The sequence below is a fragment of the Paraburkholderia translucens genome, from assembly GCF_020881035.1.
Taxonomy (GTDB): Bacteria; Pseudomonadota; Gammaproteobacteria; order Burkholderiales; family Burkholderiaceae; genus Paraburkholderia; species Paraburkholderia translucens.
Genome location: NZ_JAJITC010000001.1, coordinates 546,500 through 568,853 on the forward strand (window position 1 = coordinate 546,500; position 22,354 = coordinate 568,853).

Below are 22,354 nucleotides of genomic sequence, written 5' to 3' on the forward strand. Positions count from 1 at the left end.
AGGGCAGATCAGCGATTGCGCTCGCTACGCCACTGCGCGAACGTCACGAGATCGAGGCCGACCTCGGCCAGCTCGATGCGGGTCCAGCCGAAGAACGCGTCGTCCCAGCCGGGGATGCTTTGCGGCGCCAGCGAACGGAACTTCATGCCGGAGCGATACGCGAGGTCAGGCCAGAACAGCGGCATCACCTCGCGCACGGCGAGCTGCCGCAGCAGGTCGGATGGCCCGCCCTCGTCAGCGACGATCTCACCCTGCGAGATCCAGTCGTTCTCGGCCCACGCGACGAACACGCTGGGGTTGCCCGCGCCGTCGAACATCAGGATCACGTTCTGCTCGGGCCGCCAGTAATATTCGACGATGCCATGCGCGGTCACCACTTCGTCGATCACCTTGCGCGTGCGCGGATCGCAGTACGTCATGCCGTTTTCGCCGAGCGCGAGCCAGCCCGACTCCGCGCAATGACGGCTCTTCGCGTCCTTGAGGAAATGCGTGAGGCGATTGGCCGAGTCCGGGTCGGTCTTGCGCAGGTACAGATCGACGATGCCGGCGTTGAACGCCTTCACCGCGACGGTTTCATCGGCGACTCCGGTGAGCAACACCTTCGCGCAACGCAAATGCGAGATCGACGACAGAAATTCGACGCCGCCGATGCCCGGCATGTCGTAGTCGACGACGACCGCCGCCACCTCCTCGAAGCGCGACGGCCGCGCGACGATGTCACGCTCCGCCGACGTCTCGACGAAGCGCTCGACACCCGGCTCGCTCAGACACGCCGACCCCGCCGCGAACTCCAGCGCATTCTCGCGCGCGTGCTGGCGGATGTAGTTGAGCGCCGCTTGCGGACGCGTGAAAAAGAGGTTCGTGTAGGTGCCGGGGAAAAACCGGCGCAGCGCATCGAGGTAGCTGTCGTTGTCGTCGACGAATACCACCGTGGACGGATAAAAAACGGGAGGTCGAATAAAGTTGTTCATATCTTCACGTGTTTCTCACGCTCTCACGCCGCCGCTGCAAGCGCCCCGGACCAACCGGCCAGGATGGCGTCTCGCAATGCGACTGCCCAAGGTATGCCGGGCGATGTCTCGCCCGCGGGTCCGCATGATCATTGGGTTGTTGCCGCTACTTCCGGTCACCGCCTGCCGTCGCCACCGCTAGCAATGCTGTTCGCGCATGCCGGGTGGCGCAGTATGGCGGGCCTCCCGTGTGCATTGTGAGCGAGTCGTGGCAAGTCACCTCTGCACGCCGGATAATCGAACGGTGGCTGCCGGTCGTCTCCAACGGTTCGTATAGTACAGGGTCCGTGCATTGGCGGTCCAACTCATATCGTATTGCCGCCTATTCCTGCCGCGCGAATGCGGCGACATTAATCGAGTCAAAAAAGAAAATCGCTGCACGCGGAAAAATATCTATTTTCCATATTACATGCGAGTCGCCATATAGGCAGGCATGCTCCCTTTTGGTGCCTGGCCGATTCGGACATCGACCATCGAGAAGCGTCGCGAAATACAGGGCGGGAAGCCTCGGTGGCGGAGCTGTCGTTTATCATCCATTCATCACCGTTGTTGAATGGTAGTTGCTTAGATATGACGAATACCGGCAAGTTGTTGATAGTCGGGCTGCTCGTGGTCGACGCGGGCGTCGCCGGTTATCTGCTTTACCCGAGGGACGATCAGTTGCCGGCCGTGACCGGCACAGTGACTCGTGGCGCCACCGGCGCGGCTGACCAGCAACCTCAGACCGACACGACGCGCGCGGCCGGCGGCAGGATGATGCCGGCGGAACCGGCGAGCCCGGCGCCGCCGCATATGGGTATCGCGAATAACGTCGTGATCGCGCCACAAGCCGCGCTTCCGCGGACGGATTCCGCCGCACCGGCTCCGGCTGCGCCCCCTTTGGCGAACCCGGCCGAAGTCGCGCATGCACGCTCGAAGCCGCAGCCGTACGCACAGCAATCAGCCCAAGCGAGGCCGCAGTCGGGACCGCGCGTCGATCAGACCCAAGCCCGCCGGCGCGAGAACACGCAGCCGAACGGTGCGAATTCCGTTGCCGCGATGCTGACGAACGAACTGGTCAGGGAATCGGCCAAGCCTGACCCGTCGCTGCCGATGCCGTCGGGCTTCACCGTCCCGATGCCGGCTGGCACCGACGCTGGCAATGGCGCTGCCACCGGCCGCGGCTCGAATCCGGTCGCCTCGGCGATGACCGACCAGCTCGTGCGGGAATCGTCGAAATTGACGCCGACGCGCCCTGCGTCGGAGCCGCCGCCCCTCAACAAGCCCTGATCACCGCTGGCCTCACGGCCGCGACGCTACTTCGTCGAGATGCGCGAGCAGATCGGCGGGATCGTCGTAGACGCGCAACGCCCCCGCGCGCTCCAGTTCCTCGCTGCCGTAGCCACCCGAGAGCAGGCCGACGCCGAGCGAACGGCAGCGGCGCGCGGCAAGCATGTCCCAGATGCTGTCGCCGACCACGACCGTGTGCTCGATCGGCACGCCGAGCCGCGCGGCCGCGGCGAGGAACAGATCCGGATCGGGCTTCGCGTATTTGACGTCGTCGCGCGTGACCACGACCGCCTTCGCCGGATCGACGCCGAGCGCCGCCAGATTCACCGCGGCGGTCTCCATCCGCCCGCTCGTCGCGATGGCCCACGGGGTGCCGGCTTGCGTCAGGGCGTCGAGCAGTGCGCGCGCGCCCGGCAGCGGACAGACCTGAGCGCGCATCCGCTGATAGGCGGCCGTATGTGCGAGCCGCAGCCGGTCGGCGCGTTCGACGCTGATCTCGCCGTGCGTCTCACGCAGCAACTGGTCCGTGAACAGCCCGCCGCTCATGCCGATCTTGCGATGAATGCGCCACACTGACAGCGCAATCCCTTCGCTGTCGAGCGCCTCTTTCCACGCCAGCACGTGCTGATAAACGCTGTCGACGAGCGTGCCGTCGAGATCGAAAAGAAAGGATGTCTGGATACGCATGCCGGCCTCCGGTGATGATGGATTCAATCACAATGCCACGTGCCGATGAAGCCGCCAGGGCAAACCGCACGCCCTGAAACCGCTCATCGCGTCTACAAGATGGTGCGGATCCGCGCAAACCCGGACCGAGTTGCCCCGATTTCGCTCGCCCCGCTCCGGGCGCGCACCGGAACGGGGTACGCTCGCTCCCTTCGTCGTTTGCGTCGTCAACCGCTTTTCGTTCAGTCCCTGCCTTATTCGCCGCGAGACGGCCGGAGCGTAAGCTCCACGCTCCGCGCCATACGTTGGCACGCCGCTTGCTTTCGACTGGTTCGCCAAATTATCCGAGCACCGGCTCGCTGGCCGCGTGCAAAGACATTGGTACGCCGTTGTTCGCAATAAAAAGCGAGGAAACAACCGACATTTTTCGATTATCACAATAGCTCGATATCACACGCTGAATGCACGCGCGACAGCATCCCGCGAATCGCGCAACGGGCTCAATTCAATCGAAAACACGTTTGTAAATCAAAAGGAACCCGCTATGAAAAAGACCCTACTCGCCGCCGCGCTGTGCGGCGCTTTCACCATGTCCGTGCACGCTGAAAGCAGCGTGACGCTGTACGGCCTGTTGGACACCGGCCTCGTCTACACGAATAACCAGCTCGGCCACAGCAACTGGCAGCTCGCGAGCGGCACCACGCAAAACACGGTGTTCGGCCTGAAGGGTACGGAAGACCTCGGCGCGGATCTGCACGCTGTCTTCAAGCTCGAGCAGGGCTTTCTGATGAACAACGGCGCGCAGGCGTTCGCCGGCAGCGCGTTCGGCTCGCAGGTATGGGCCGGGCTGCAAAGCGATCCGTACGGCACCTTGACGTTCGGCCGCCAGTTCGACGTGATGAACGACGCCGTCGGTCCGCTGACGGCCGGCTTCAACACCTGGGGCGGCAGCATCGCCGCACATCCGTTCGACAACGACAACCTCGCCGCGAACTCGGTCGTGATCAACAACTCGGTCAAGTACGCGAGCCCGGCGTTCCACGGCGTCACGTTCGAAACGATGTACTCGTTCAGCAACAAGGCCGGCGCCTTCGCGAACAACCGCTCGTACGGCTTCAGCCTCGCGTACGCGCAGGGCCCGCTGAACCTGGCGGCCGGCTACCTGCAGTTCAACAACGCGGGCAACGGCAGCGGCGCCGTGACCACCGCCGACACGAGCGCGAACTTCATCGCCGAACGCCAGCGCATATGGTCGCTCGGCGGCAACTACACGTTCGGAGCGGCGACCGTCGGCCTCGTCTGGAGCCACACGCAGATCGACAACGTCGCGGGCGTGTTCTCGTTCGGCACCGGCACTTATCTCGGCGCGGCCGGCGACGCCACCGGCACGCTCGGCGGATCGCTGCGCCTCGACAACTACGAGGTCAACGCGAAGTACGCGCTGACGCCGGCATTGAGCGTATCGGGCGCGTACACGTTCACGCATGGCGCTTATAACGGCTCGTCGCCGGCATGGAACAGCGCGATGCTGCAGACCGACTACGCACTCAGCAAGCGCACCGACATCTACCTCGAAGGCGTGTACCAGAATGCGCACGGCGCGCCCGCGGACTCGGTGTTGTCGCACGCGATGCTCAACACGCTGTCGCCGTCGTCGACGAGCACGCAGGTCGCGGTGACGGTCGGCATGCGTCACGCATTCTGATGCAGCGCGGCGCGGGCGTGGCGGCGCGATGCCGTCACGACTGCGCCGCCGCGATCAGCTGCGACACGAGCGCATGATGCTGGCCGCGTCGCGAGCGGATCGCGTGAATCTCCTCGATCACGCCGTCCGCGGCCGAGCCAGCGCAAGCCCCTCGATAACGCGAGATCTTCGGCGCCGAGTTCCGCGAGTGGAAAGGCCTCGCTGAAAGATCTGCTCCGCGCGATTCGTTCAGGTTATCACTGGTTCATCCGAACCCCGAACGGGCCCATGATGGCGGTTCCGCCGCCCACGGCACAACCGGTTACGCCACGTCATGGACTCCCTGCTCGCACTCGTTGCCGATCCCGCCGCCTGGGCTGCGCTCGTCACACTGATCGTGATGGAAGTCGTGCTCGGCATCGACAACCTGATCTTCATTTCGATCCTCAGCAACCGCTTGCCGGAAGCCCACCGCGCGCGCACGCAGCGCATCGGGCTGCTGCTCGCGCTGGTCATGCGGCTGGTCCTGCTCAGTACAATCGCGTGGATCGCCAAGCTGACCTCGGTCGCGTTCGAGCTGTTCGGTCATGGCTTTTCCTGGCGCGATCTGATCCTCGTCGCCGGCGGCCTGTTCCTCGTGTGGAAGGCGACCAGCGAAATCCGCCAGCACGTAACCGCCGACGACGAAGCCGCCGCGAGCGTCAGCTCGACCGTGCCGTTGAGCGTGGCGGCCGCAATCGGCCAGATCATCGTGCTCGACCTCGTGTTTTCGGTCGACAGCATCATCACCGCCGTCGGCATGACCGAACATTTGCCGATCATGTTCGCCGCGGTCATCGTGTCGATCATGGTGATGCTGTTCGCCGCGCCGCCGCTCGCGCGCTTCATCGACCGCAATCCGACCATCGTGATGCTGGCGCTGAGCTTCCTGCTCGTGATCGGCGTGACACTGATCGCCGATGGCTTCGGCTCGCATGTGCCGAAGGCCTATATCTATGCGGCGATGGCGTTCTCCGCGTTCGTCGAGTCGATGAACATGCTGGCGCGGCGCGCCAAAAGGCAACGTGCGGCAAGCCGCCCTTAACGCGTTTTCTTGCGAGCGCCCTTGCCGCTGGCCGCGGCGCGCGGCGCCTCCTTCTCGAGCGGCGCGCCGCCGTTCATCTGCTCGAACCACGACAGCGTATCGACATACGACAGGAACTGCTTCAGATAGCCCGGCGACAGCTCACGCATCAACGACAGCGCGCGATGCACGAGCGTGCTCGAATTGAGCGGCCCCGCGTTGCCGGGCACCTGCGCGAGCGACTGGCGCAGCTGCTTTTCGGTGCGGACTTTGGACCAGACTTCACGGAAGTACTCGAGTGCGGGGAGTTCGGGGTACGCCTCGGCGTGCGGTGCATCGGCGCTCGCGTGGTGACGGGCAAGGTGTTCGAGCAGCGCCGCAAGCGTGGCGTCGTTGGCTTCGTTAGCTTCGATGACGGTGGATGGCGACGCCCCCGCATCCGCAGTCGCGCGCTCGACCTCCGCCGTATATTCGTCCAGCAATACTGACAACCGGTGTTCGAGCACGCGTCGCGCCTCACCGCTGTGCTGCGCCGCGCGCCGCGCAAACGCCTCGAGCAGATGAAAGCGCACGGGATCGAGCCGATCCGCACCGCGCGCGCGCCATGCATCGAGCGTTACGCGAGCCGCGTCGATCACGCCGTCGGCGGTCATGGCGTTGCCGTTACGCGCGCCGTCAAGCACCGGACTTCTCCGCTGCCGCTGCGCTCGACAGCCGCGGCACCGGCGCGATTTCGACGCGGCGGTTTTTCGCGCGGCCCGCTTCGTCGCTGTTCGAACTGACCGGCTGCTCGGAGCCGAACGCAGCCGCAAACACCGACGACGCCGGTACACCCTCGTCGATCAGCGCGCGCGTGACCGTCAACGCGCGTTGTGCCGACAACTCCCAGTTGTCGGCGAAACGCCGGTTGCCTTCGCGCAGGCGTTGATCGTCGGTGAAGCCGCTGACCATCAGGATCTGGTCGCTCGCGCGCAGATACGCGGACAGCGGCCCGGCGAGACTCTTCAGCAGCGCGCGGCCCTCGGGCTGCAACTGGGCGGAGTTCAGCGCGAACAGCACGTTGCCGCTAATCCCGATGCGGCCGTTGACGAGCGTTACACGCCCCGCCGCCAGCGGTCCGGCGAGCGCCTGTTCGAGCGTCTTGCGACGCTGCGTTTCGGCCTGACGTTGCTTGACCTCCTGCTCGAGCTGGTTCGACAGTTCGAGTTGCACGCCTATCACGCTCACCAGAATCAGCACGAAGGCGCCGAGCAACACCGACATCAGATCGCCGAACGCGGCCCAGATCGGCGCGGACGTTTCCACGCCGCCGTCGATGTCCTCGCTCATACCGCATCGGCTCCGGCGGTCGCGCGCTGCGCGGCCAGCGACTGCAGATCCTCGACGATCTGCTTCTGCGACATCACACTGAGGTCAACCACGTCACGCGCCTGCGCGACGTAGTAGGCGAGCTGTTCGTCGCTGCGGGCGAGCGATTTGTCGAGCGCCGCTTCGATGCGTTCGAGATGCGTGAGGAGCTTGTCGTTCGCTTCGCCGAACAGGCGCACGGCCGCGCCGAACGCTTCGCCGAGGCTCGCGACCTCGACCGCACTGCCCGTGACCTGCGCGGCGACCGAGCCGAGCTTGCCGGTCTCGCGCTCCAGATGCTCCGTGAAGCGGTTGCCGACGCGTTCGAGCAGATCCGCCGACGTCGCGACGAGGGCATCGACGGCCGTGCGCTGTTCGGTCGACGCGTGGTTGACCGCGTCGAGCAACGTCTCCAGCGTGGCGAGCAGACGGCTGCGCTCGTCGAGCATCGCGGTATCGCGGACCATGCTGTCGGAGAGCTTCTGCCGCAGCTCCGCGACGACTTCGGCAGCGGCCTTCGGTGCTTCCGACGCCGCCTGCACGAGGCGCTCGATTTCGGCGATCGTCGCGTTGGCATGCGCTTGCGTCTGCGCAGAGATATCGCGGGCGGTGCGCGCAAGCGCGTCGCAGATCTCTTGCTGATGGCTCGCGGCTTGCGCACCCGTCCGTTGCCACTGTTCGCTCAGCTTCGCACCGAGTGCGTCGAGCGTCTCGGCCCAGACGCTCAGACGCTGCTCGTCGCGCACGGTCAGTTCCGTCTGCAAGTCCGCATGCGAGCTGCCGACCGCGCTCAGCAACGCCGCAGCATGCTGCTCGAACGTCGCGGCGGCGCGCGCCAGCGCCTGTTCGTTGTCAGCGGCGAGCTTCTCGCCCGCGCTCTGCTGCCGCGCCAAGGCGTCGCGCCAGGCCTGCGAGATGCCGCTCGCCGTCGCTTCGAACCGCGCGGACACGCCGTCGAGCAACGCGGCGGAGCGCTGTTCGAACAGTTCGGCGACGCGCTCGATCGACGCGCGCTGCTGCGCAGCCAGCTCGTCGCTCGCGTCTCGATGACCGGCAAGCGCGTTATTGCAGATTTCGGCAACGTTCGCGCTGGTCGCCGCGAAGCCGCTCGACATGCCGTCGAGCTGGCGCTGCACGGCCTGCGTCACGGCGGCGTGCAACGCCGCGGTTTCGCGCGCAACACCCGCCATCGTCGCTTCGACGACCGGTTGCAGCGCTTGGCCCGCGGCCTGCGCGCTGCCGGCCACGCTATCCTTCAGCGATTGCTCGATCACGCCGGCCAGGCGCAGATACGCAGCCTCCGTGCGGCCGTAAAACGCGTCGAGGCTCGCAATCTGCCGCTCGTTCGACGCCACGCTCTGCTGTTCGAGCGCGCTCATCATCGTCTGCAGACGTTCGACCAGCAGCGGCATCGCCTCGGCCTGGCGTTGCAGCAGCCGGAAGCTCTCCTCACGCTGATGGCTCTGCGAGTAGACGCGCAAGGTCGTCGCGATCTTCACGTCGAGCTGTTGCGCTGCTTCGAGCCGCTCGCGGCGGCACAGCGCGGACAGCAGCCCGAGCATCGCCGACGTCGCGACACCCGCGATCGAGGTGCCGAACGCGAAGCCCAGCCCCTTGACCGGCGCGGCCAGCGACGCGCGAATCGCCTGCAGGTCGCTCGCGCTTTCCAGCGCGAGGCCGGTGCCGCGCAGCGTCATCACCATGCCGAGCAAAGTGCCGAGCATGCCGAGCAGCACCAGCAGGCCGACCAGATACGGCGTCAGCGCGGGTCCCGGCAACGCGATGCGCTCGCCTTCGACGCGCAGCCGCACGCTATTGCGCAAGCTCGGATGCACCGGTTCGAGAAACGCAGCGAGGCTCGGCGGCGGTCCCGACTGCGCGGCGAGCGCGCCCGTCAGCGTGGCGCTCGCCTGGCTGTAGCGGCGCAATTCGAGCGCGCCCAGCACGTAGAAGACGCCGATCAGCAGCGTAACGGCGAACGCGAGTGGATTGGAGACGGCATAACCAGCGGCGATCCAGCACGCCGCGGCGAGCCCCGCGAGAAACACAACGAGTTCGATACGATATCTGGACATGGGGTCCCAGTTAGCAGGCGCGAAGAGCCGCGAGCAGCCCTTCGACCGGTTGAAAACGAACATCCAGTTCGGCCAGCAAAACGCTCTGCATGTCCTTGCGAAATGCGTCGAGCCATGCTCCGGACGCGGCGGCGTTGGCCTGGACCGAGGCGACCTCGAGTTGAATGTCTACGCTTGGGGTGGTGTTTGCCGCTTCAGCGCCGGCTCTCGAGCGCTCGAAGTGTGCGCCGAGCAACCCGGGGACCGCGCCGAGCAAAGTCCGCTCGCGCTCGCCGAGTGCACGCTCCATCACCGCATCGACGACCGCGAGCCGCGCGAGTGCAGGCGCTTGCGTCGCCAGCAGCGCGCGCAGGCGGCCGCGCAACGTGCCGATCGCCGTTTCCATCGACTGCTGAAGCGCGAGATAGCGCTGCCGGAACACCGCATAGTCGGCTTGCGTGCCGATGGCCGCGTGCGCCGACATCCGGGCGGACGACGCCGCCGATCCACGCCGCCGCGAGCCGGCGAGCACGCTGTCGCTGGCGATCGCGTTCACCAGCGAGCGGCGCACGCGCGTGCATTCGTCCTCTTCCGCTTGGCCGAACGCGCGCGCACCAGCGGCGACGGCCGGCGGCTTGGCGTTCAGCGCCGAAGACAGCGCGATCGCATCGGTCCAGCCGAGCCACTGGCTCAGCCGATCCGCCAGCGATTGCCGCGATTCGGCGACGTCGGCCTCGGCGAGACGGGCCAGTAAGCGAACGAGCGCGGGCCCGCTGAGGGCGCTACGCTGAGGGGCTTGCAACATACCACCGGAGGCAAAAAAGTCAGCAGTTTACACGCTGAGGCCAGCGAGTCCGAAGTCGTCCGCTCGAACGCGGGATTAAAGACAGCATTTCGTCCGAGCGAGCAGAACATTCGCGCGTTTTTCCGGGCGCGGCATTTGCCAATGGCGAAGCGAGCCGGTCCCCGTATAAGATGAAAGCACGCACTTCGCCGCCCGCTGGCACACGGCGCAGCGTCGACAACACAGAACACACGCAAGGCGGACAGAAAGAATGAAATTCGATACCGTGGTGCTCGGCGCCGGCATTGTCGGTGTGAGCGTCGCAGTGCATCTGCAGAAGCGCGGGCGAGCGGTCGCGCTGATCGATCGCAAGCCGCCGGGCAACGAGACCTCGTTCGGCAACGCCGGGCTGATCCAGCGCGAGGGCGTTTACCCATACGCATTTCCGCGCGGGCTCGGCACCCTGCTGCGCTACGCGCGCAACCAGTCGCCCGACGTGCGCTATCACGCCGACGCCATACTCGAAGTCGCGCCGTTTCTGTGGCGCTATTGGCGCAATTCGCATCCGGCAAAGCACGCGGAAATCGCGAAGTCGTACGCGACGTTGATCGAGCATTGCGTCAGCGAACATCGCGCGCTGGCCGCGCAAGCCGGCGCGAGCGCGCTGCTGCGGCCGATCGGCTGGATCAAGGTATTTCGCCATGCCGCCGCGCGCGACGCCGAAACCACGATCGCTGAACGATGGCATCGCGAGTACGGCGTCGAGTTCGAGACGCTCGACGCGCCGCGCCTCCAACAGCTCGAACCCGATCTCGACAAGCGTTTGCAAGGCGGACTGCGCTATCCGCAATCCGATTCGGTCAGCGATCCGAATGCGCTCGTCACCGCGTACGCGCGCTACTTCGAAGCGCTCGGCGGACGGTTCTTCATCGGCGACGCCGATACGCTGCGCGAAGGCTGGCAAGTCGATACGCGCGAAGGGGCGATCACGGCCGCGTCGGCGGTGATCGCGCTCGGACCGTGGTCGGATCGCGCGAGCACGCGGCTCGGGTATCGGCTGCCGCTCGCGGTCAAGCGCGGCTATCACATGCACTACGCGCCGCGTCAGGCCGCGCGGCTCAATCATCCGATTCTCGATGTCGAACACGGCTATCTGCTCGCGCCGATGGCGCGCGGCATCCGGCTGACGACGGGCGCTGAAATTGCGCGAGCCGATGCGGCCAGGACGCCGGTACAGCTCGACGCGGCCGAGCCGATCGCGCGCACCCTGTTTCCGCTCGGCGAGCGTCTGGACGCCGAGCCGTGGATGGGACGCCGCCCGTGCACGCCGGACATGATGCCGATCATCGGGCCCGCGAAAAAACATCAGGGACTGTGGTTCGCATTCGGCCATGCGCATCATGGCCTGACGCTCGGACCGATTACGGGGCGGCTGATCGCCGAGATGATGACGGGCGAGCAGACGCTGGTCGATCCGCGGCCGTTTCGGGTCGAGCGGTTTTAGCGGAACGATCTGTTAGGTCGCTGGCCCGATGCCTGAAGCCGGCGAAAGACTCCGAAGAAAATAAAAAACGCCGCGGGCCGGCAGCCCCGCGGCGTTCTTCATCGAGCCGGACGAACGTCGATCAGGCCGGCACGACAGCCCGTCGCGGCGCTACCGCCGACACCGCGAAGCTCACGACGATATTGGCAGCCAGTGCGATCAGGCCGATATACAGCGGATAGTTCTCGTGGCCGAAATGCAGCCCATACACCGGCTTGAGCCCTTGCGAAATCGCGAGGCCCGTGCCGAGCGCGATACCGACGAGCCAGCCGACGAACAGACCCTGCGTGTTCAGACGACGCGTGTACAGCGAGAACACGACGGCCGGGAAAATCTGCAGAATCCACACGCCGCCGAGCAGTTGCAGATCGATCGCGTACTGCGTCGGCAGGAACACGATGAACAGCAGCGCACCGAACTTGACGACCAGCGAGACGATCTTCGCATTGGCCGCTTCCGCTTGCGGCGTGATGTTCGGCGACACCAGCGGACGCCACAGATTACGCGTGAACAGATTCGCCGCGCCGATCGACATGATCGCGGCCGGCACCAGCGCGCTGATCGCAATCGCGGCGGCAGCGAAGCCGACGAACCACGACGGGAACAGCGTGTTGAACAGGGCCGGCACCACGTCGCTCGGCGACTTCACGTTCACGCCTGCTGCGATCGCCATATAGCCGAGCAGCGCGATCAGGCCAAGCAGCACCGTGTAGGCGGGCAGGAAGATCGCGTTTTTGCGCACCGTCTTCGCCGACGCCGAGGACAGCACCGCCGTCATCGTATGCGGATACATGAACGCGGCGAGCGCCGAGCCGAGCGCGAGCGATGCGAACGCGGTGTACTGGGTCGGCTTCAGCAGGATGCCGGTCGCGCCGCCCTTCGCCTGGAAGTGCGCATCCGCCAGTTCAAACACGTGCCCATAGCCGCCGAGTTTCACCGGAATCAGCCATACCGCCGCGATCACCACGATATAGATCATGATGTCCTTGACGAACGCGATCATCGCCGGGGCGCGCAGGCCGCTCGCGTACGTGTACAGCGCGAGGATCACGAACGCGACGATCAGCGGCGTTTCGCCGCTCACGCCGAGCCCCTTGATCACGACCTGCATGCCGACCAGTTGCAGCGCGATATACGGCATCGTCGCGACGATACCGGTCAGCGCGACGGCCGCCGGGAACCACTTGCCGCCGTACTCGCCATGCACATAGTCCGCCGCCGTGATGTGGTTGCGCGCATGCGCGACCTTCCACAGTTTCGGCATCACCGCGAACACGAACGGATAAACGATGATCGTGTACGGCAGCGCGAAGAAGCCATACGCGCCCACCGAATAAACGAGCGCGGGCACCGCGATTACCGTATACGCGGTGTAGAAATCGCCGCCGACGAGGAACCACGAAATGACCGTGCCGAACTGCCGGCCGCCCAGGCCCCACTCGTGCAACTGCGTCAGATCGCCGCGCTTCCAGCGCGCGGCAAAAAAGCCGATCACCGTGACGAGCACGAAGAACGCGATGAAAACCGTCATCGCAACCGGGTTCACAGGATTGAGTTCGCTCATTTGAGACCTCGATACACGATGTAAATCAGCAAAGAGGTCAACGGCACCCACAGAAACTGATACCAGTAGAAGAAAGGAAAGCCCGCGAGCGGCGGATGCGTGTCGTTATAGAACGGCAGCCACAGCAGCGCGATATAAGGGATCAGCAAAATGAGCCAGAGCCATGAACGGCCGGCCGGGGGGGAGGTCTCCACGAACGTCTCCTGAGTAATTATCGACAGCACGCGCGATGGCTCGTGGCCCGGCGCGCGGATGCCCGGTTGCCTGAGATCAGGCGGGAAAACGGGGAACGCCGCATACTTGCCCGCCAGGCGCAGCGCAGCGCGGTATACGACGGGCATGTAGTATTCGCCTTCACGCGTTTCCTTACAAGCGCGCAACTACGTAAGCCGGCTACGTAATAATACGTAGCCTGTCAGCCGGTTTTCGACGATGAAACTCAAAGCAAAGATTGTGTTGCTCGCGATCGTGCCCTTCCTGGTCTCGATCGTCAGCATCGAGACGGGCGTGCGCCGCGAAGCCACGGCGCTCGCCGAGCGGCAGCACGCGACCACCCAGGCCGCGTACATGGCGAGCAAGGAGATCGAGCTCAAGCACTATGTCGAACTGGCTACCACCGCGATCGCGCCGCTCTACGAAGCGGGCCGCGAGAATGCGCGCGACGACGCGCTGTTGCGCACGCGCGCCCTCGATATGCTCGAAAAAATGAATTTCGGCAAGGACGGTTATTTCTTCGTCTATGACATGCACGGCCGCTCGCTGATGCATCCGCGCGAGCCGGATCTGGTGGGCCGCGATCTGTGGTCGTTGCGCGATAGCCAGGGCACGCCGACGATCCAGCGACTGCTCGCCGCGGCCGCGCGCGGCGGCGGCTCCGTGCGCTACCTGTGGCATCGTCCGTCGACCGGCAAGGTCGAGTCGAAACTCGGCTACGTGGTGCCGCTCGAGCGCTGGGGCTGGATGCTCGGCACCGGCATCTATCTCGACGACGTCGACACCGCGCTCGCGCATATCGACGCCGAGGCCGCGGCCAATATCGATCGAACGATGCGGTGGATCGACGCGATCGCGTTGGCCGGCCTCGCGGTGATCGCGCTGTGCGCGCTCGTGCTGAACGTCACCGAATATCGCAGCGCCGACGCGAAACTGAAGCGGCTCGCGCAGCAGGTCGTCGAATCGCAGGAAAACGAACGCGCGCGCCTGTCGCGCGAATTGCATGACGGCATCAGCCAGATGATGGTGTCCGTGAAGCTGCTGCTCGAATCGGCGCTCGCGCGACTCGAACGCGGCGAGGCGCGCGAGCCCGCCGCCGAAGCCGCATTGTCCACCGGACTCGCGCGGCTCGGCGAGACGCTGCGCGAAGTCCGGCGCATCTCTCACGCGCTGCGTCCGTCGATGCTCGACGATCTCGGCGTCGCGGCCGCCCTCGAACAGCTAACGCGCGAACTCAGCGACGAGTCCGGCATCACGATCGGCTTCACGCAGGTCGCGCACACTCATGCGGCCACGTTGCCCGAGGGGGTCAACACCGTGCTGTTTCGCATCGCGCAGGAAGCGCTGACGAACATCGTGCGGCACGCGCAGGCGTCGAGCGCGGCGCTGGCGCTCGAAGTATCGCGCGATGCCGTCATGCTGACGATTTCCGACAACGGCCGCGGCTTCGACGCGACCGACGCATTCGTCGGCGGACGCGAAGGTGTCGGGCTGCGCAACATGCGCGAACGGCTGGAAGCACTCGGCGGCACGCTGTCGTTGAGCTCGCAGCCTGGCCACACCGTCGTCACCGCGCGCGTGCCGCTGCAAACGACGCACGCATCGGCGCCGTCCCTGCAGGAAATCTCTTCATGAACGACACGTCCTCTTCTTCCATTGCGCGTCTGCTGCTCGTCGACGATCATCCGCTCGTGCGCGACGGGCTGCGTGCACGCCTCGAAGCAGTGCGCCATTTCGAAGTGGTCGGCGAAGCGGGCGACGCGCAGGAAGCGCTCGCGCTCGCCGAACGGCAGTCGCCGCATCTGGCGCTGATGGATGTCGGCATGAAAAGCGGCATGAACGGCATCGCGCTGGCAGGCCTTTTTCACGAGCGTTTCCCGGCGATTCGCGTGCTGATGCTCTCGATGCACGACAACCTCGAATACGTCACACAGGCGGTGCGCGCGGGCGCGAGCGGCTATGTGCTGAAAGATTCGCCCGCGCTCGAAATCATTCAGGCGATCGGCGCGGTGCTCGACGGCAAGACGTTCTTCAGCGCGGAGATCAGCGCGCGGCTGATCCAGGCGTCGGCGACGCAATCGCCGGTCGAACGTTTGACGCCGCGCGAGCGCGATATTCTCGATGCGCTTGCCGAAGGGCTGTCGAGCAAGCAGATCGCGCAGCGCAACGATCTGTCGGTGCGGACCGTGGAAACGCATCGGCTGAATCTGAAGCGCAAGCTCGATATTGAAGGGCAGGCGGAGTTGATCAAGTTCGCGGTCGAGAATCGGCGCAACAAGCGCTGAGCGGTGGGGCCGCGCGATAATAGGCGCTCCACGCCCGGAGCGACGACACCATGAAACGCGTGTTGGAACTGAGCCTCGCCGGCCTGGTGCTTTGCACGGCCACGGCTTACGTTTATGGCGAACCGGCGCGCGTCAATCGCGGCCACGATCCGTTCATGCAAATCTCCAAAGCAATCGCCGATTGCCCAACGCCGCTCGGTCCATTCGAAACCGAAAAGGAATGGCTCGCTGACAGCCATTACCGGATCGAGCGCGGCAATAGCTGTTGGATCGAAGGACGTTGCCGTTTGCCGAACGCGTATCAGTACGACGCGGAAATCGCCGGGAGCGTGCAACGGCGTCTCGCGAACCTGAACGCCGCGACGCACTGGCGCGAACAGTCGACACTATGGCTCACGCTGCAACGCCGCTTCATTTACGTCGAGGGCTGCGTCGCGCCAGGCTTCGACAAAAAAACCTTCCTTACCGAACTCGCGAAGACGGCGGACGTCGAGCGCGTGATCGACAATATGATCAGCGATCCGCATGCCGCGCAACTGCCCTACCGCACGCAGGCGGACCCCGATAAGCCCGTGCTGAACCCCGGCAATTGATGCGGTGCGCGACGGCATCTTGCCAATGCGATCTATATCGACAAAGGTCGATAGCAACGCAGAAATCGTTCGTTTGGCCTTGGCGACGTCATTGCTAACATCGGCGGCCCAACCATACGGTTCGCAATAACAATGACGACATTCCGATTTCGCCGTCCCGACTTTCGCCCTTCATTTCGCGTTGGCTTGATCGGCGCCGCCGTCGCGAGCTTCGTCATGCTCGCCTCGTGCGGCAGCGACAATCTGGCCGACCCGACACCGACCCCTGTCGTCGCGCAGAAGCGGCCCAACATTCTCTACATCATGGCCGACGATCTCGGCTACTCCGACATCCACGCGTTCGGCGGCGAAATCAACACGCCCAACCTCGATGCGCTCGTACAGACCGGCCGCATCCTGACGAATCACCACGTGGGCACCGTCTGCGCGATTACACGTTCGATGCTCATCTCTGGCACCGACCACCACCTGGTCGGCGAAGGCACGATGGGCGTGCCGACCGACGAGCGCAAAGGACTGCCCGGCTATGAAGGCTATCTGAACGACCGCGCGCTATCGGTCGCGCAATTGCTGAAGGACGGCGGCTATCACACCTACATGGCCGGCAAGTGGCACATCGGCTCGGGCATCGTCGGCAGCGCGACAGGCAGTGGGCAGACGCCGGACCAATGGGGCTTCGAGCACAGCTACGCGCTGCTCGGCGGCGCCGCGACCAATCACTTCGCGCACGAGCCGGCCGGCTCGAAGAACTACACCCAAGACGGTAAGTACGTGCAGCCGGGCCAGCCGGGACAACCGGGCGGCACGGGCGGCAGCCCGGCGGTGTTCTATTCGACCGACTTCTACACGCAGCGGCTGATCTCGTACATCGATTCGAACAAGGGCGACGGCAAGCCGTTCTTCGCGTACGCGGCCTATACATCGCCGCACTGGCCTCTGCAGGTGCCCGAACCCTATCTGCACAACTACGTCGGCAAATACGATGCCGGCTACGATGCGATCCGGGATGCGCGTGTCGCGCGGCAGAAAGCGCTCGGCATCATTCCACAGGACTTCGTGCCATACGGCGGCGCCTCCGAAACGCTGGCGGCGAGTCCGGCCACCGCGAACAACGGAACCGCGAACGCGAAATACGTGAGCGCCGTGCACAGCGCCGCGCAGGGCTACAGCGATTACGGCCCCGGCTATGTGAGCAAGAAGTGGGACAGCCTGTCACCGGCCGAGAAGAAAGCGCAGGCGCGCTACATGGAAATCTACGCGGGCATGGTCGAGAACCTCGATCACAACATTGGTCTGCTAATCCAGCATCTGAAGGACATCGGCGAATACGACAACACGTTCATCATGTTCCAGTCGGATAACGGCGCCGAAGGCTGGCCGATCGATTCCGGCGCCGACCCCACAGCCACCGATACCGCAAACGCGACCGATCCGACCTACTCGCAACTCGGCACGGACAACGGCAAGCAAAACGCGCAACGTCTGCAATACGGCTTGCGCTGGGCCGAAGTCAGCGCGACGCCGTTCCGCCTGACCAAGGGTTATTCGGGCGAGGGCGGCGTGTCGGCGCCGTTGATCGTGCATCTGCCGGGACAGACTGAGCAAAAGCCGACCCTGCGCGAATTCACGCACGTGACGGACAACACCGCGACATTCCTCGCGATTGCGCAGATTGCGCCGCCGACCACACCGGCCCCCGCCCTGATCAATACCCTGACCGGCGTCGATCAGAACAAGGGCAAGGTGGTCTACAACAACCGCTACGTATATCCGATCACCGGGCAATCGCTGCTGCCGCTGCTTAAAGATCAGAGCACGGCACCGGTGCATAGCGCGTCGTTCGGCGACGAAGCGTACGGTCGCGGCTACCTGCGCAGCGCCGACGGACGCTGGAAAGCATTGTGGACGGAACCGCCGCTCGGTCCTGTCGACGGGCACTGGGAACTGTATGACATGAGCGCCGATCGCGGCGAAACGCAGGACGTGTCCACGCAGAACCAGTCGATCATCGACGGTCTCGTTCAACAGTGGAACGACTATATGACGAGCGTGGGCGGCGTCGAGCCGCTGCGTCCGAAGGGCTATTACTGAGCACACGATGGCGTTTTCATTCAAGCTCAAGGGCGGCGTGGCGCTGTATGCCGCGTACGCCGCGATCGCGGCGGCTGCGTTCGCCGTCGCGTTTGCCGCGCCTTCCATCAGCGCGGTGAGCGCAGCCGTCTTTGGCGAACGTCCGTCCAGCGCATTCGACAACCTCAATCGCTCGCGTCCCCTCGCCGCGCTCGGCTCCGAACAGCAATGCGAGCGTTACTCGGGCTTGCCCGCGGGCTGGCGCGACGATCCGCAGGCCGGCATGGTACATCTGCATGGCGGCGACTTCGTGTTCGGCAGCAAGCTCGGCTACGAAGACGAACGTCCAGCCGGTGACGGCAAGACACATGTCAACGGTTTCTGGATCGACCAGACCGACGTCACGAATGCGCAGTTCGCCGCGTTCGTGCGCGCGACGGGCTACGTCAGCGATGCGGAGCGCCAGGGCGGCGCGGTGGTATTTCACACGCCGACGCACGATGAGATGGACGCGCGCGATCTCGCGTGGTGGAGCTGGGTCAAAGGCGCCGCGTGGAATCATCCGACGGGTCCCGGCAGCAATCTCGACGGCCTCATGAATCAACCGGTGACCATGGTCACGCAGGCCGATGCGCTCGCGTACGCGCACTGGCTGGGCCGCGATCTGCCGACCGAAGCCGAATGGGAATACGCGGGCAAAGCCGGCCATGAAGGCGCGGATCTCGACACCGCGCCGCGCGACGCGCACGGCAAGCCGAGCGCGAACTACTGGCAAGGCGTGTTTCCGGTGCTCAACACCGGCGAGGATGGTCACGTCGGCATCGCGCCCGTCGGGTGTTATGCGGCGAACGACTTCAAGCTCTACGACATGATCGGCAATGTGTGGGAATGGACCAAGGACGCGTATACCGGTCCGCATCAGTCACATACGAACGGCGATACCGCGGCCGTCGCGCCGCTCAGCCGCCGGCACGATACGCCGATGGTCATAAAAGGCGGCTCGTTCCTGTGCTCGCGTGACTATTGCGTCAGGTATCGCGCGGCGTCGCGCGAACAGCAGGAAGCGGACTTGCCGGCTTCGCACATTGGTTTTCGCACGGTGTCGAGGGATCCATCATGAAGCGACTGATCGTTGCCGCGCTTGCGCTCGCGGTGTTGCCTGCTTTGCTGCCTGAACGCCCGCACGCCGCATCGCGGCCGATCAGGGTCGGCGTGAGTTCGGGCGCGCAAGCGGAGATCATGAACGAAGTGCGCCGCGTCGCCGCGACCGAGGGCCTCGCGCTCGATGTCGTCGTATTCGATCAGCCTTCGCGGATCGACGCCGCGCTGGTCACGAAACAGATCGACGTCGCGAGCTTCGAAGACGAACCGGCACTCGAGGCGCAGCGCAAACGGCATGGCTATGCGCTGACAAGCGTGGCGACGACGATCACGTTTCCGGTCGCGCTGTACTCGCGCAAACTGAGGAACCTCGCGCAACTGGAACGCGGCGCGACGATCGCGATTCCCGACGACCCCGCAGGCACCGCACGCGCGCTGATCCTGCTGCAAAACGAAACGCTGTTGACGTTCCGCGACAGCGCCGGTCTGCATGCGACGCTCGCCGACATCACGAGCAACCGGCTCCGTCTGAAGATTCGCCAGGTGCCGCGCGCGCGTCTATACGACACGCTGAACAGCGTCGCATTCGCAGTGATCGACAGCGACACGGCGGCGCGCTCGGGTCTTCACCCGGCACGCGATGGCCTCAGTCTCGAAGACGCGCGCTCGCCGTATGCGAACGTACTGACCGTGCGCGACAGCGCTCGCCAGGATGCATGGGTCGGGCAACTGGTCGCCGCCTATCATTCGAACGAAGTCGCGCATTTCATTCTCACGCGATATCAGGACTCGGTGCGTCGGCCGTGGTGAACACGTTTTCGTTTTCCTGCTCCGCGTGCGGTCGATGCTGCAACAGCCCGCCGTCGATGACGCTGGCGGAACTGTTCCGTCATCCTGACCGGTTTATCGGTTGCATCGCAATTGGACGAGTCGCGCGCAGGCGGCCCGGTGAACGGCTGCGCGTCGGCCGACATGAAGCGTTGCTCGACGAAGCCGACTGCGCGGCGTTCGACGGGCTCGCCGAGACGCTGCTGTATCGCCCGGGCGATACCTTCAGCATCGTCGCGCAGGGCTTCGACTATCCGTCGCTTGCCCGCTGCCCTGCTCTCGCGGACGACGGACGCTGCGCGATTCATCTGAAAGGCAAGCCGTTGACGTGCGAAGTGGTGCCGCTCGATCCGCTCGTGCCGGACCACCTGCAACACCTGGTACTGGCAGAACGCGGCGACAGTGCCGTCTATGCCGGCAGTGCCTGCATTCAGGAAGGTACGCGTGACGATCTGGCGTTGCTGGTCGACGAAGGCCGCATTGCCGATCTGCATGCGCAACATGCGCTCGCGCGACGGCGGCGCGCGCTCGAAGAAGAGCGTTCAATCTGGACGCAGGCCGTATTCGACGCATTGCGCGCCGAGCTATTTGACTCGCCCGCCGCGCTTGCACGCATTCCCCCGGGCGGCTTTCTGACGATCTCGCTCGTACCCGCGCTGCTGAGCGTCGCGGCGGCATCCGCGCGCTGTCGCGCGCTGTGTATCGACTATATCGACAGCCAGTTGGCATTGATCGAACGCTGCATCGCGCAGGCGCTCACGCGGCGCAGGCTCGACGATCGTCCGGTTACGCAGCAACTGCGTGGTTTTGCCAATGCGTATCGGCACGCAAAAGCGCGCCTCTTCGATGCGGGCACCCTTGAAAAGGACCACGGCGAACCCGCCGCGCGCCCCGACATCGAAGCGTATCTGAGCAGCGCCGTTCAGTGATCCGTCGGCGCCCCTCACGCAATCCGCACTGGCTTTCAAAGCTGCGGGTCCAGCACGCGCACGAACTTTTCGATCATTTTTTCGGTGAGCGAGCGCTGCGTCCAGGCTTCGAGCGTGACGCGCTTTGACTTCGCGATGTCTTCGGCGAACGTGGCGGTCTGCTGCTTCGCGAAATCGCCGTCGTAGATGTTCAGGTTCGCTTCGTCGTTCAGCTTGAAGGAGCGGCTATCGAAGTTCGTCGAGCCGACCGACACCAGGTATTCGTCGACCACCAGCAATTTGCAATGGAACATGGTCGGCTGGTACTCGTAGATCTCGACGCCCGCTTTCAACAGATCGCCCCAGCATGCACGCGATGCTTCGCGCACCGTGTGGGTGTCGATGCGTTTGCCCGGCGTGACGATCTGTACTTTCACACCGCGTTTCGCGGCTTCGACGATCGCATTGATGGTGAGCTTGTCGGGCACGAAGTACGCGCTCGCAAGATGCAGACTGCGCGTGGCCGCAGTGATGGCCATCAGATACATCAACTGCATGTCGTCGCTGCCGCCCGATGGCGAACTGCTGAACATATGCGCGAGACCCTCGCCCTCTCCTTTAGGCTCGGCGCCAATGCTCGGAAAATACTCGGGACCGTGCAAAACGTTGCCGGTCGCCTTGATCCAGTTGTCCATGAACACGGCTTGCATATGGCCGACCACCGGACCTGTCACGCGAAAATGCGTATCGCGCCAGTGCCTTTCGTCCTGCGCATTACCGGTCCACTCCGGCGCAATCCCGACCCCGCCTGTAAAACCGATCCGGCCGTCGATCACCAATAGTTTGCGGTGGGTCCGATCGTTCATACGACCGAGTCCGGTCCAATGCGGCTTGTGAAACTTGACGACTTGAGCACCGGCCTCGCGCAGCAGTTGCAGATAGCGCCGATCCATTTTCGACGAACCGATCCAGTCGAGCAGTACATGCACGGCGACGCCTTCGCGCGCCTTATCCGCAAGCGCGTGCGCAATCTGCTCACCGATCTCGCCGGACCAGTAAATGAACGTTTCAAACGTGATGGTTTCGCGCGCCGAGCGGATGCCTTCGAGCATCGAAGGAAAGATGCGGTCGCCATTGAGCAGCATCTCGAAGCGATTGCCCGGCACCACGGGCGGTCCGAGCAATAGGCCCATCGAGCGAAGGAATTGCGGATCTTCGCTCTTATATAGACGCTCGATCTTGTGTTCTATCTTCTTCTCGCCACTCGACAGATTGGCGATCACAAGAACGATCAGGAGCGTGACGAACGCGGTAATGACAATAGTCAGCATGCGTGGCCTCGATGCCCGGCGACAGGACAGGCCATGCACAG

The 22,354-nt window shown here is 64.6% G+C and carries 20 protein-coding genes and 1 pseudogene; 11 read left to right on the plus strand and 10 right to left on the minus strand.

Going from position 1 to position 22,354, the window contains the following annotated elements; all coding sequences use genetic code 11:
* Positions 1 to 8 precede the first annotated feature (8 nt).
* Positions 9 to 971, minus strand: coding sequence for a response regulator (locus LJ655_RS02445; RefSeq protein ID WP_230559658.1), 963 nt, complete (start codon positions 969 to 971; stop codon positions 9 to 11).
* 609 nt (positions 972 to 1,580) lie between these two features.
* On the opposite strand from LJ655_RS02445, the gene LJ655_RS02450 reads away from it, so the two are divergent.
* A complete protein-coding gene (locus LJ655_RS02450) occupies positions 1,581 to 2,279 on the plus strand; it encodes a hypothetical protein (protein WP_230559659.1) in 699 nt (232 codons plus the stop codon).
* A gap of 12 nt (positions 2,280 to 2,291) precedes the next feature.
* Here LJ655_RS02450 and LJ655_RS02455 read toward each other — a convergent pair whose 3' ends face one another.
* The gene (locus LJ655_RS02455; protein WP_230559660.1) at positions 2,292 to 2,966 is read right to left on the minus strand and encodes an HAD family hydrolase; all 675 of its coding nucleotides are present in this window, start codon (positions 2,964 to 2,966) and stop codon (positions 2,292 to 2,294) included.
* Positions 2,967 to 3,489: 523 nt separating this feature from the next.
* On the opposite strand from LJ655_RS02455, the gene LJ655_RS02460 reads away from it, so the two are divergent.
* The gene (locus LJ655_RS02460; protein ID WP_230559661.1) at positions 3,490 to 4,650 is read left to right on the plus strand and encodes a porin; all 1,161 of its coding nucleotides are present in this window, start codon (positions 3,490 to 3,492) and stop codon (positions 4,648 to 4,650) included.
* Between the two features lie 34 nt (positions 4,651 to 4,684).
* On the opposite strand, the pseudogene LJ655_RS02465 reads toward LJ655_RS02460, so the two are convergent.
* Positions 4,685 to 4,844, minus strand: a pseudogene (locus tag LJ655_RS02465) (LysR family transcriptional regulator); the annotation flags it as partial.
* A 119-nt stretch (positions 4,845 to 4,963) separates the two neighbouring features.
* Here LJ655_RS02465 and LJ655_RS02470 point away from each other — a divergent pair.
* Entirely contained in the window at positions 4,964 to 5,713 is a 750-nt protein-coding gene (locus tag LJ655_RS02470) for a TerC family protein (protein ID WP_230559662.1), read from the plus strand.
* Here LJ655_RS02470 and LJ655_RS02475 read toward each other — a convergent pair.
* Genes LJ655_RS02475 through LJ655_RS02490 form a run of 4 tightly spaced genes read right to left on the minus strand, consistent with a single transcriptional unit; the run spans position 5,710 to position 9,898 of the window.
* Positions 5,710 to 6,345 (minus strand): DUF2894 domain-containing protein, encoded by a 636-nt coding sequence (locus LJ655_RS02475; RefSeq protein WP_230559822.1) that lies wholly within the window; start codon positions 6,343 to 6,345, stop codon positions 5,710 to 5,712. The genes LJ655_RS02470 and LJ655_RS02475 overlap by 4 nt on opposite strands.
* Before the next feature lie 22 nt (positions 6,346 to 6,367).
* Positions 6,368 to 7,021 carry an OmpA family protein gene (locus LJ655_RS02480; RefSeq protein WP_230559663.1) on the minus strand — a complete coding sequence of 218 codons (654 nt, stop codon included), beginning with the start codon at positions 7,019 to 7,021 and terminating at the stop codon, positions 6,368 to 6,370.
* Positions 7,018 to 9,114 carry a DUF802 domain-containing protein gene (locus LJ655_RS02485; protein ID WP_230559664.1) on the minus strand — a complete coding sequence of 699 codons (2,097 nt, stop codon included), beginning with the start codon at positions 9,112 to 9,114 and terminating at the stop codon, positions 7,018 to 7,020. Before LJ655_RS02485 ends, LJ655_RS02480 begins: the two co-directional genes overlap by 4 nt.
* 10 nt (positions 9,115 to 9,124) lie before the next feature.
* Positions 9,125 to 9,898: a DUF3348 domain-containing protein gene (locus LJ655_RS02490; RefSeq protein ID WP_230559665.1), complete on the minus strand. Its 774-nt coding sequence runs from the start codon at positions 9,896 to 9,898 to the stop codon at positions 9,125 to 9,127.
* 250 nt (positions 9,899 to 10,148) lie between these two features.
* Between LJ655_RS02490 and LJ655_RS02495 the strand changes: the two genes are divergently transcribed.
* Positions 10,149 to 11,381 (plus strand): NAD(P)/FAD-dependent oxidoreductase, encoded by a 1,233-nt coding sequence (locus LJ655_RS02495; RefSeq protein WP_230559666.1) that lies wholly within the window; start codon positions 10,149 to 10,151, stop codon positions 11,379 to 11,381.
* Between the two features lie 121 nt (positions 11,382 to 11,502).
* Here the strand turns inward: LJ655_RS02495 and mctP are convergent, their stop codons facing one another.
* Both mctP and LJ655_RS02505 read right to left on the minus strand, forming a co-directional pair.
* Positions 11,503 to 12,984 (minus strand): monocarboxylate uptake permease MctP, encoded by a 1,482-nt coding sequence (gene mctP, locus LJ655_RS02500; RefSeq protein ID WP_230559667.1) that lies wholly within the window; start codon positions 12,982 to 12,984, stop codon positions 11,503 to 11,505.
* On the minus strand, positions 12,981 to 13,178 hold the full coding sequence (locus LJ655_RS02505; protein WP_230559823.1) for a DUF3311 domain-containing protein: 198 nt from the start codon (positions 13,176 to 13,178) through the stop codon (positions 12,981 to 12,983). Before LJ655_RS02505 ends, mctP begins: the two co-directional genes overlap by 4 nt.
* A gap of 238 nt (positions 13,179 to 13,416) precedes the next feature.
* On the opposite strand from LJ655_RS02505, the gene LJ655_RS02510 reads away from it, so the two are divergent.
* The 7 genes from LJ655_RS02510 (at position 13,417) to LJ655_RS02540 (ending at position 21,003) form a co-directional block, all read left to right on the plus strand.
* Positions 13,417 to 14,832, plus strand: a complete 1,416-nt coding sequence (locus LJ655_RS02510; RefSeq protein ID WP_230559668.1) for a cache domain-containing protein — start codon at positions 13,417 to 13,419, stop codon at positions 14,830 to 14,832.
* Complete coding sequence (locus tag LJ655_RS02515) at positions 14,829 to 15,482, plus strand: response regulator (RefSeq protein ID WP_230559669.1); 654 nt, start codon at positions 14,829 to 14,831, stop codon at positions 15,480 to 15,482. Before LJ655_RS02510 ends, LJ655_RS02515 begins: the two co-directional genes overlap by 4 nt.
* 50 nt (positions 15,483 to 15,532) lie before the next feature.
* Positions 15,533 to 16,075: a hypothetical protein gene (locus LJ655_RS02520; protein WP_230559670.1), complete on the plus strand. Its 543-nt coding sequence runs from the start codon at positions 15,533 to 15,535 to the stop codon at positions 16,073 to 16,075.
* Positions 16,076 to 16,291: 216 nt separating this feature from the next.
* The gene (locus LJ655_RS02525; RefSeq protein ID WP_425605765.1) at positions 16,292 to 18,166 is read left to right on the plus strand and encodes an arylsulfatase; all 1,875 of its coding nucleotides are present in this window, start codon (positions 16,292 to 16,294) and stop codon (positions 18,164 to 18,166) included.
* A 7-nt stretch (positions 18,167 to 18,173) separates the two neighbouring features.
* The gene (locus tag LJ655_RS02530; protein ID WP_230559672.1) at positions 18,174 to 19,265 is read left to right on the plus strand and encodes a formylglycine-generating enzyme family protein; all 1,092 of its coding nucleotides are present in this window, start codon (positions 18,174 to 18,176) and stop codon (positions 19,263 to 19,265) included.
* The gene (locus LJ655_RS02535) at positions 19,262 to 20,056 is read left to right on the plus strand and encodes a MetQ/NlpA family lipoprotein (protein ID WP_230559673.1); all 795 of its coding nucleotides are present in this window, start codon (positions 19,262 to 19,264) and stop codon (positions 20,054 to 20,056) included. Before LJ655_RS02530 ends, LJ655_RS02535 begins: the two co-directional genes overlap by 4 nt.
* Positions 20,057 to 20,112: 56 nt before the next feature.
* On the plus strand, positions 20,113 to 21,003 hold the full coding sequence (locus LJ655_RS02540; RefSeq protein ID WP_230559674.1) for a hypothetical protein: 891 nt from the start codon (positions 20,113 to 20,115) through the stop codon (positions 21,001 to 21,003).
* A gap of 35 nt (positions 21,004 to 21,038) precedes the next feature.
* Here the strand turns inward: LJ655_RS02540 and cls are convergent, their stop codons facing one another.
* On the minus strand, positions 21,039 to 22,313 hold the full coding sequence (cls, locus tag LJ655_RS02545; protein ID WP_230559675.1) for a cardiolipin synthase: 1,275 nt from the start codon (positions 22,311 to 22,313) through the stop codon (positions 21,039 to 21,041).
* Between the last annotated feature and the right edge of the window lie 41 nt (positions 22,314 to 22,354).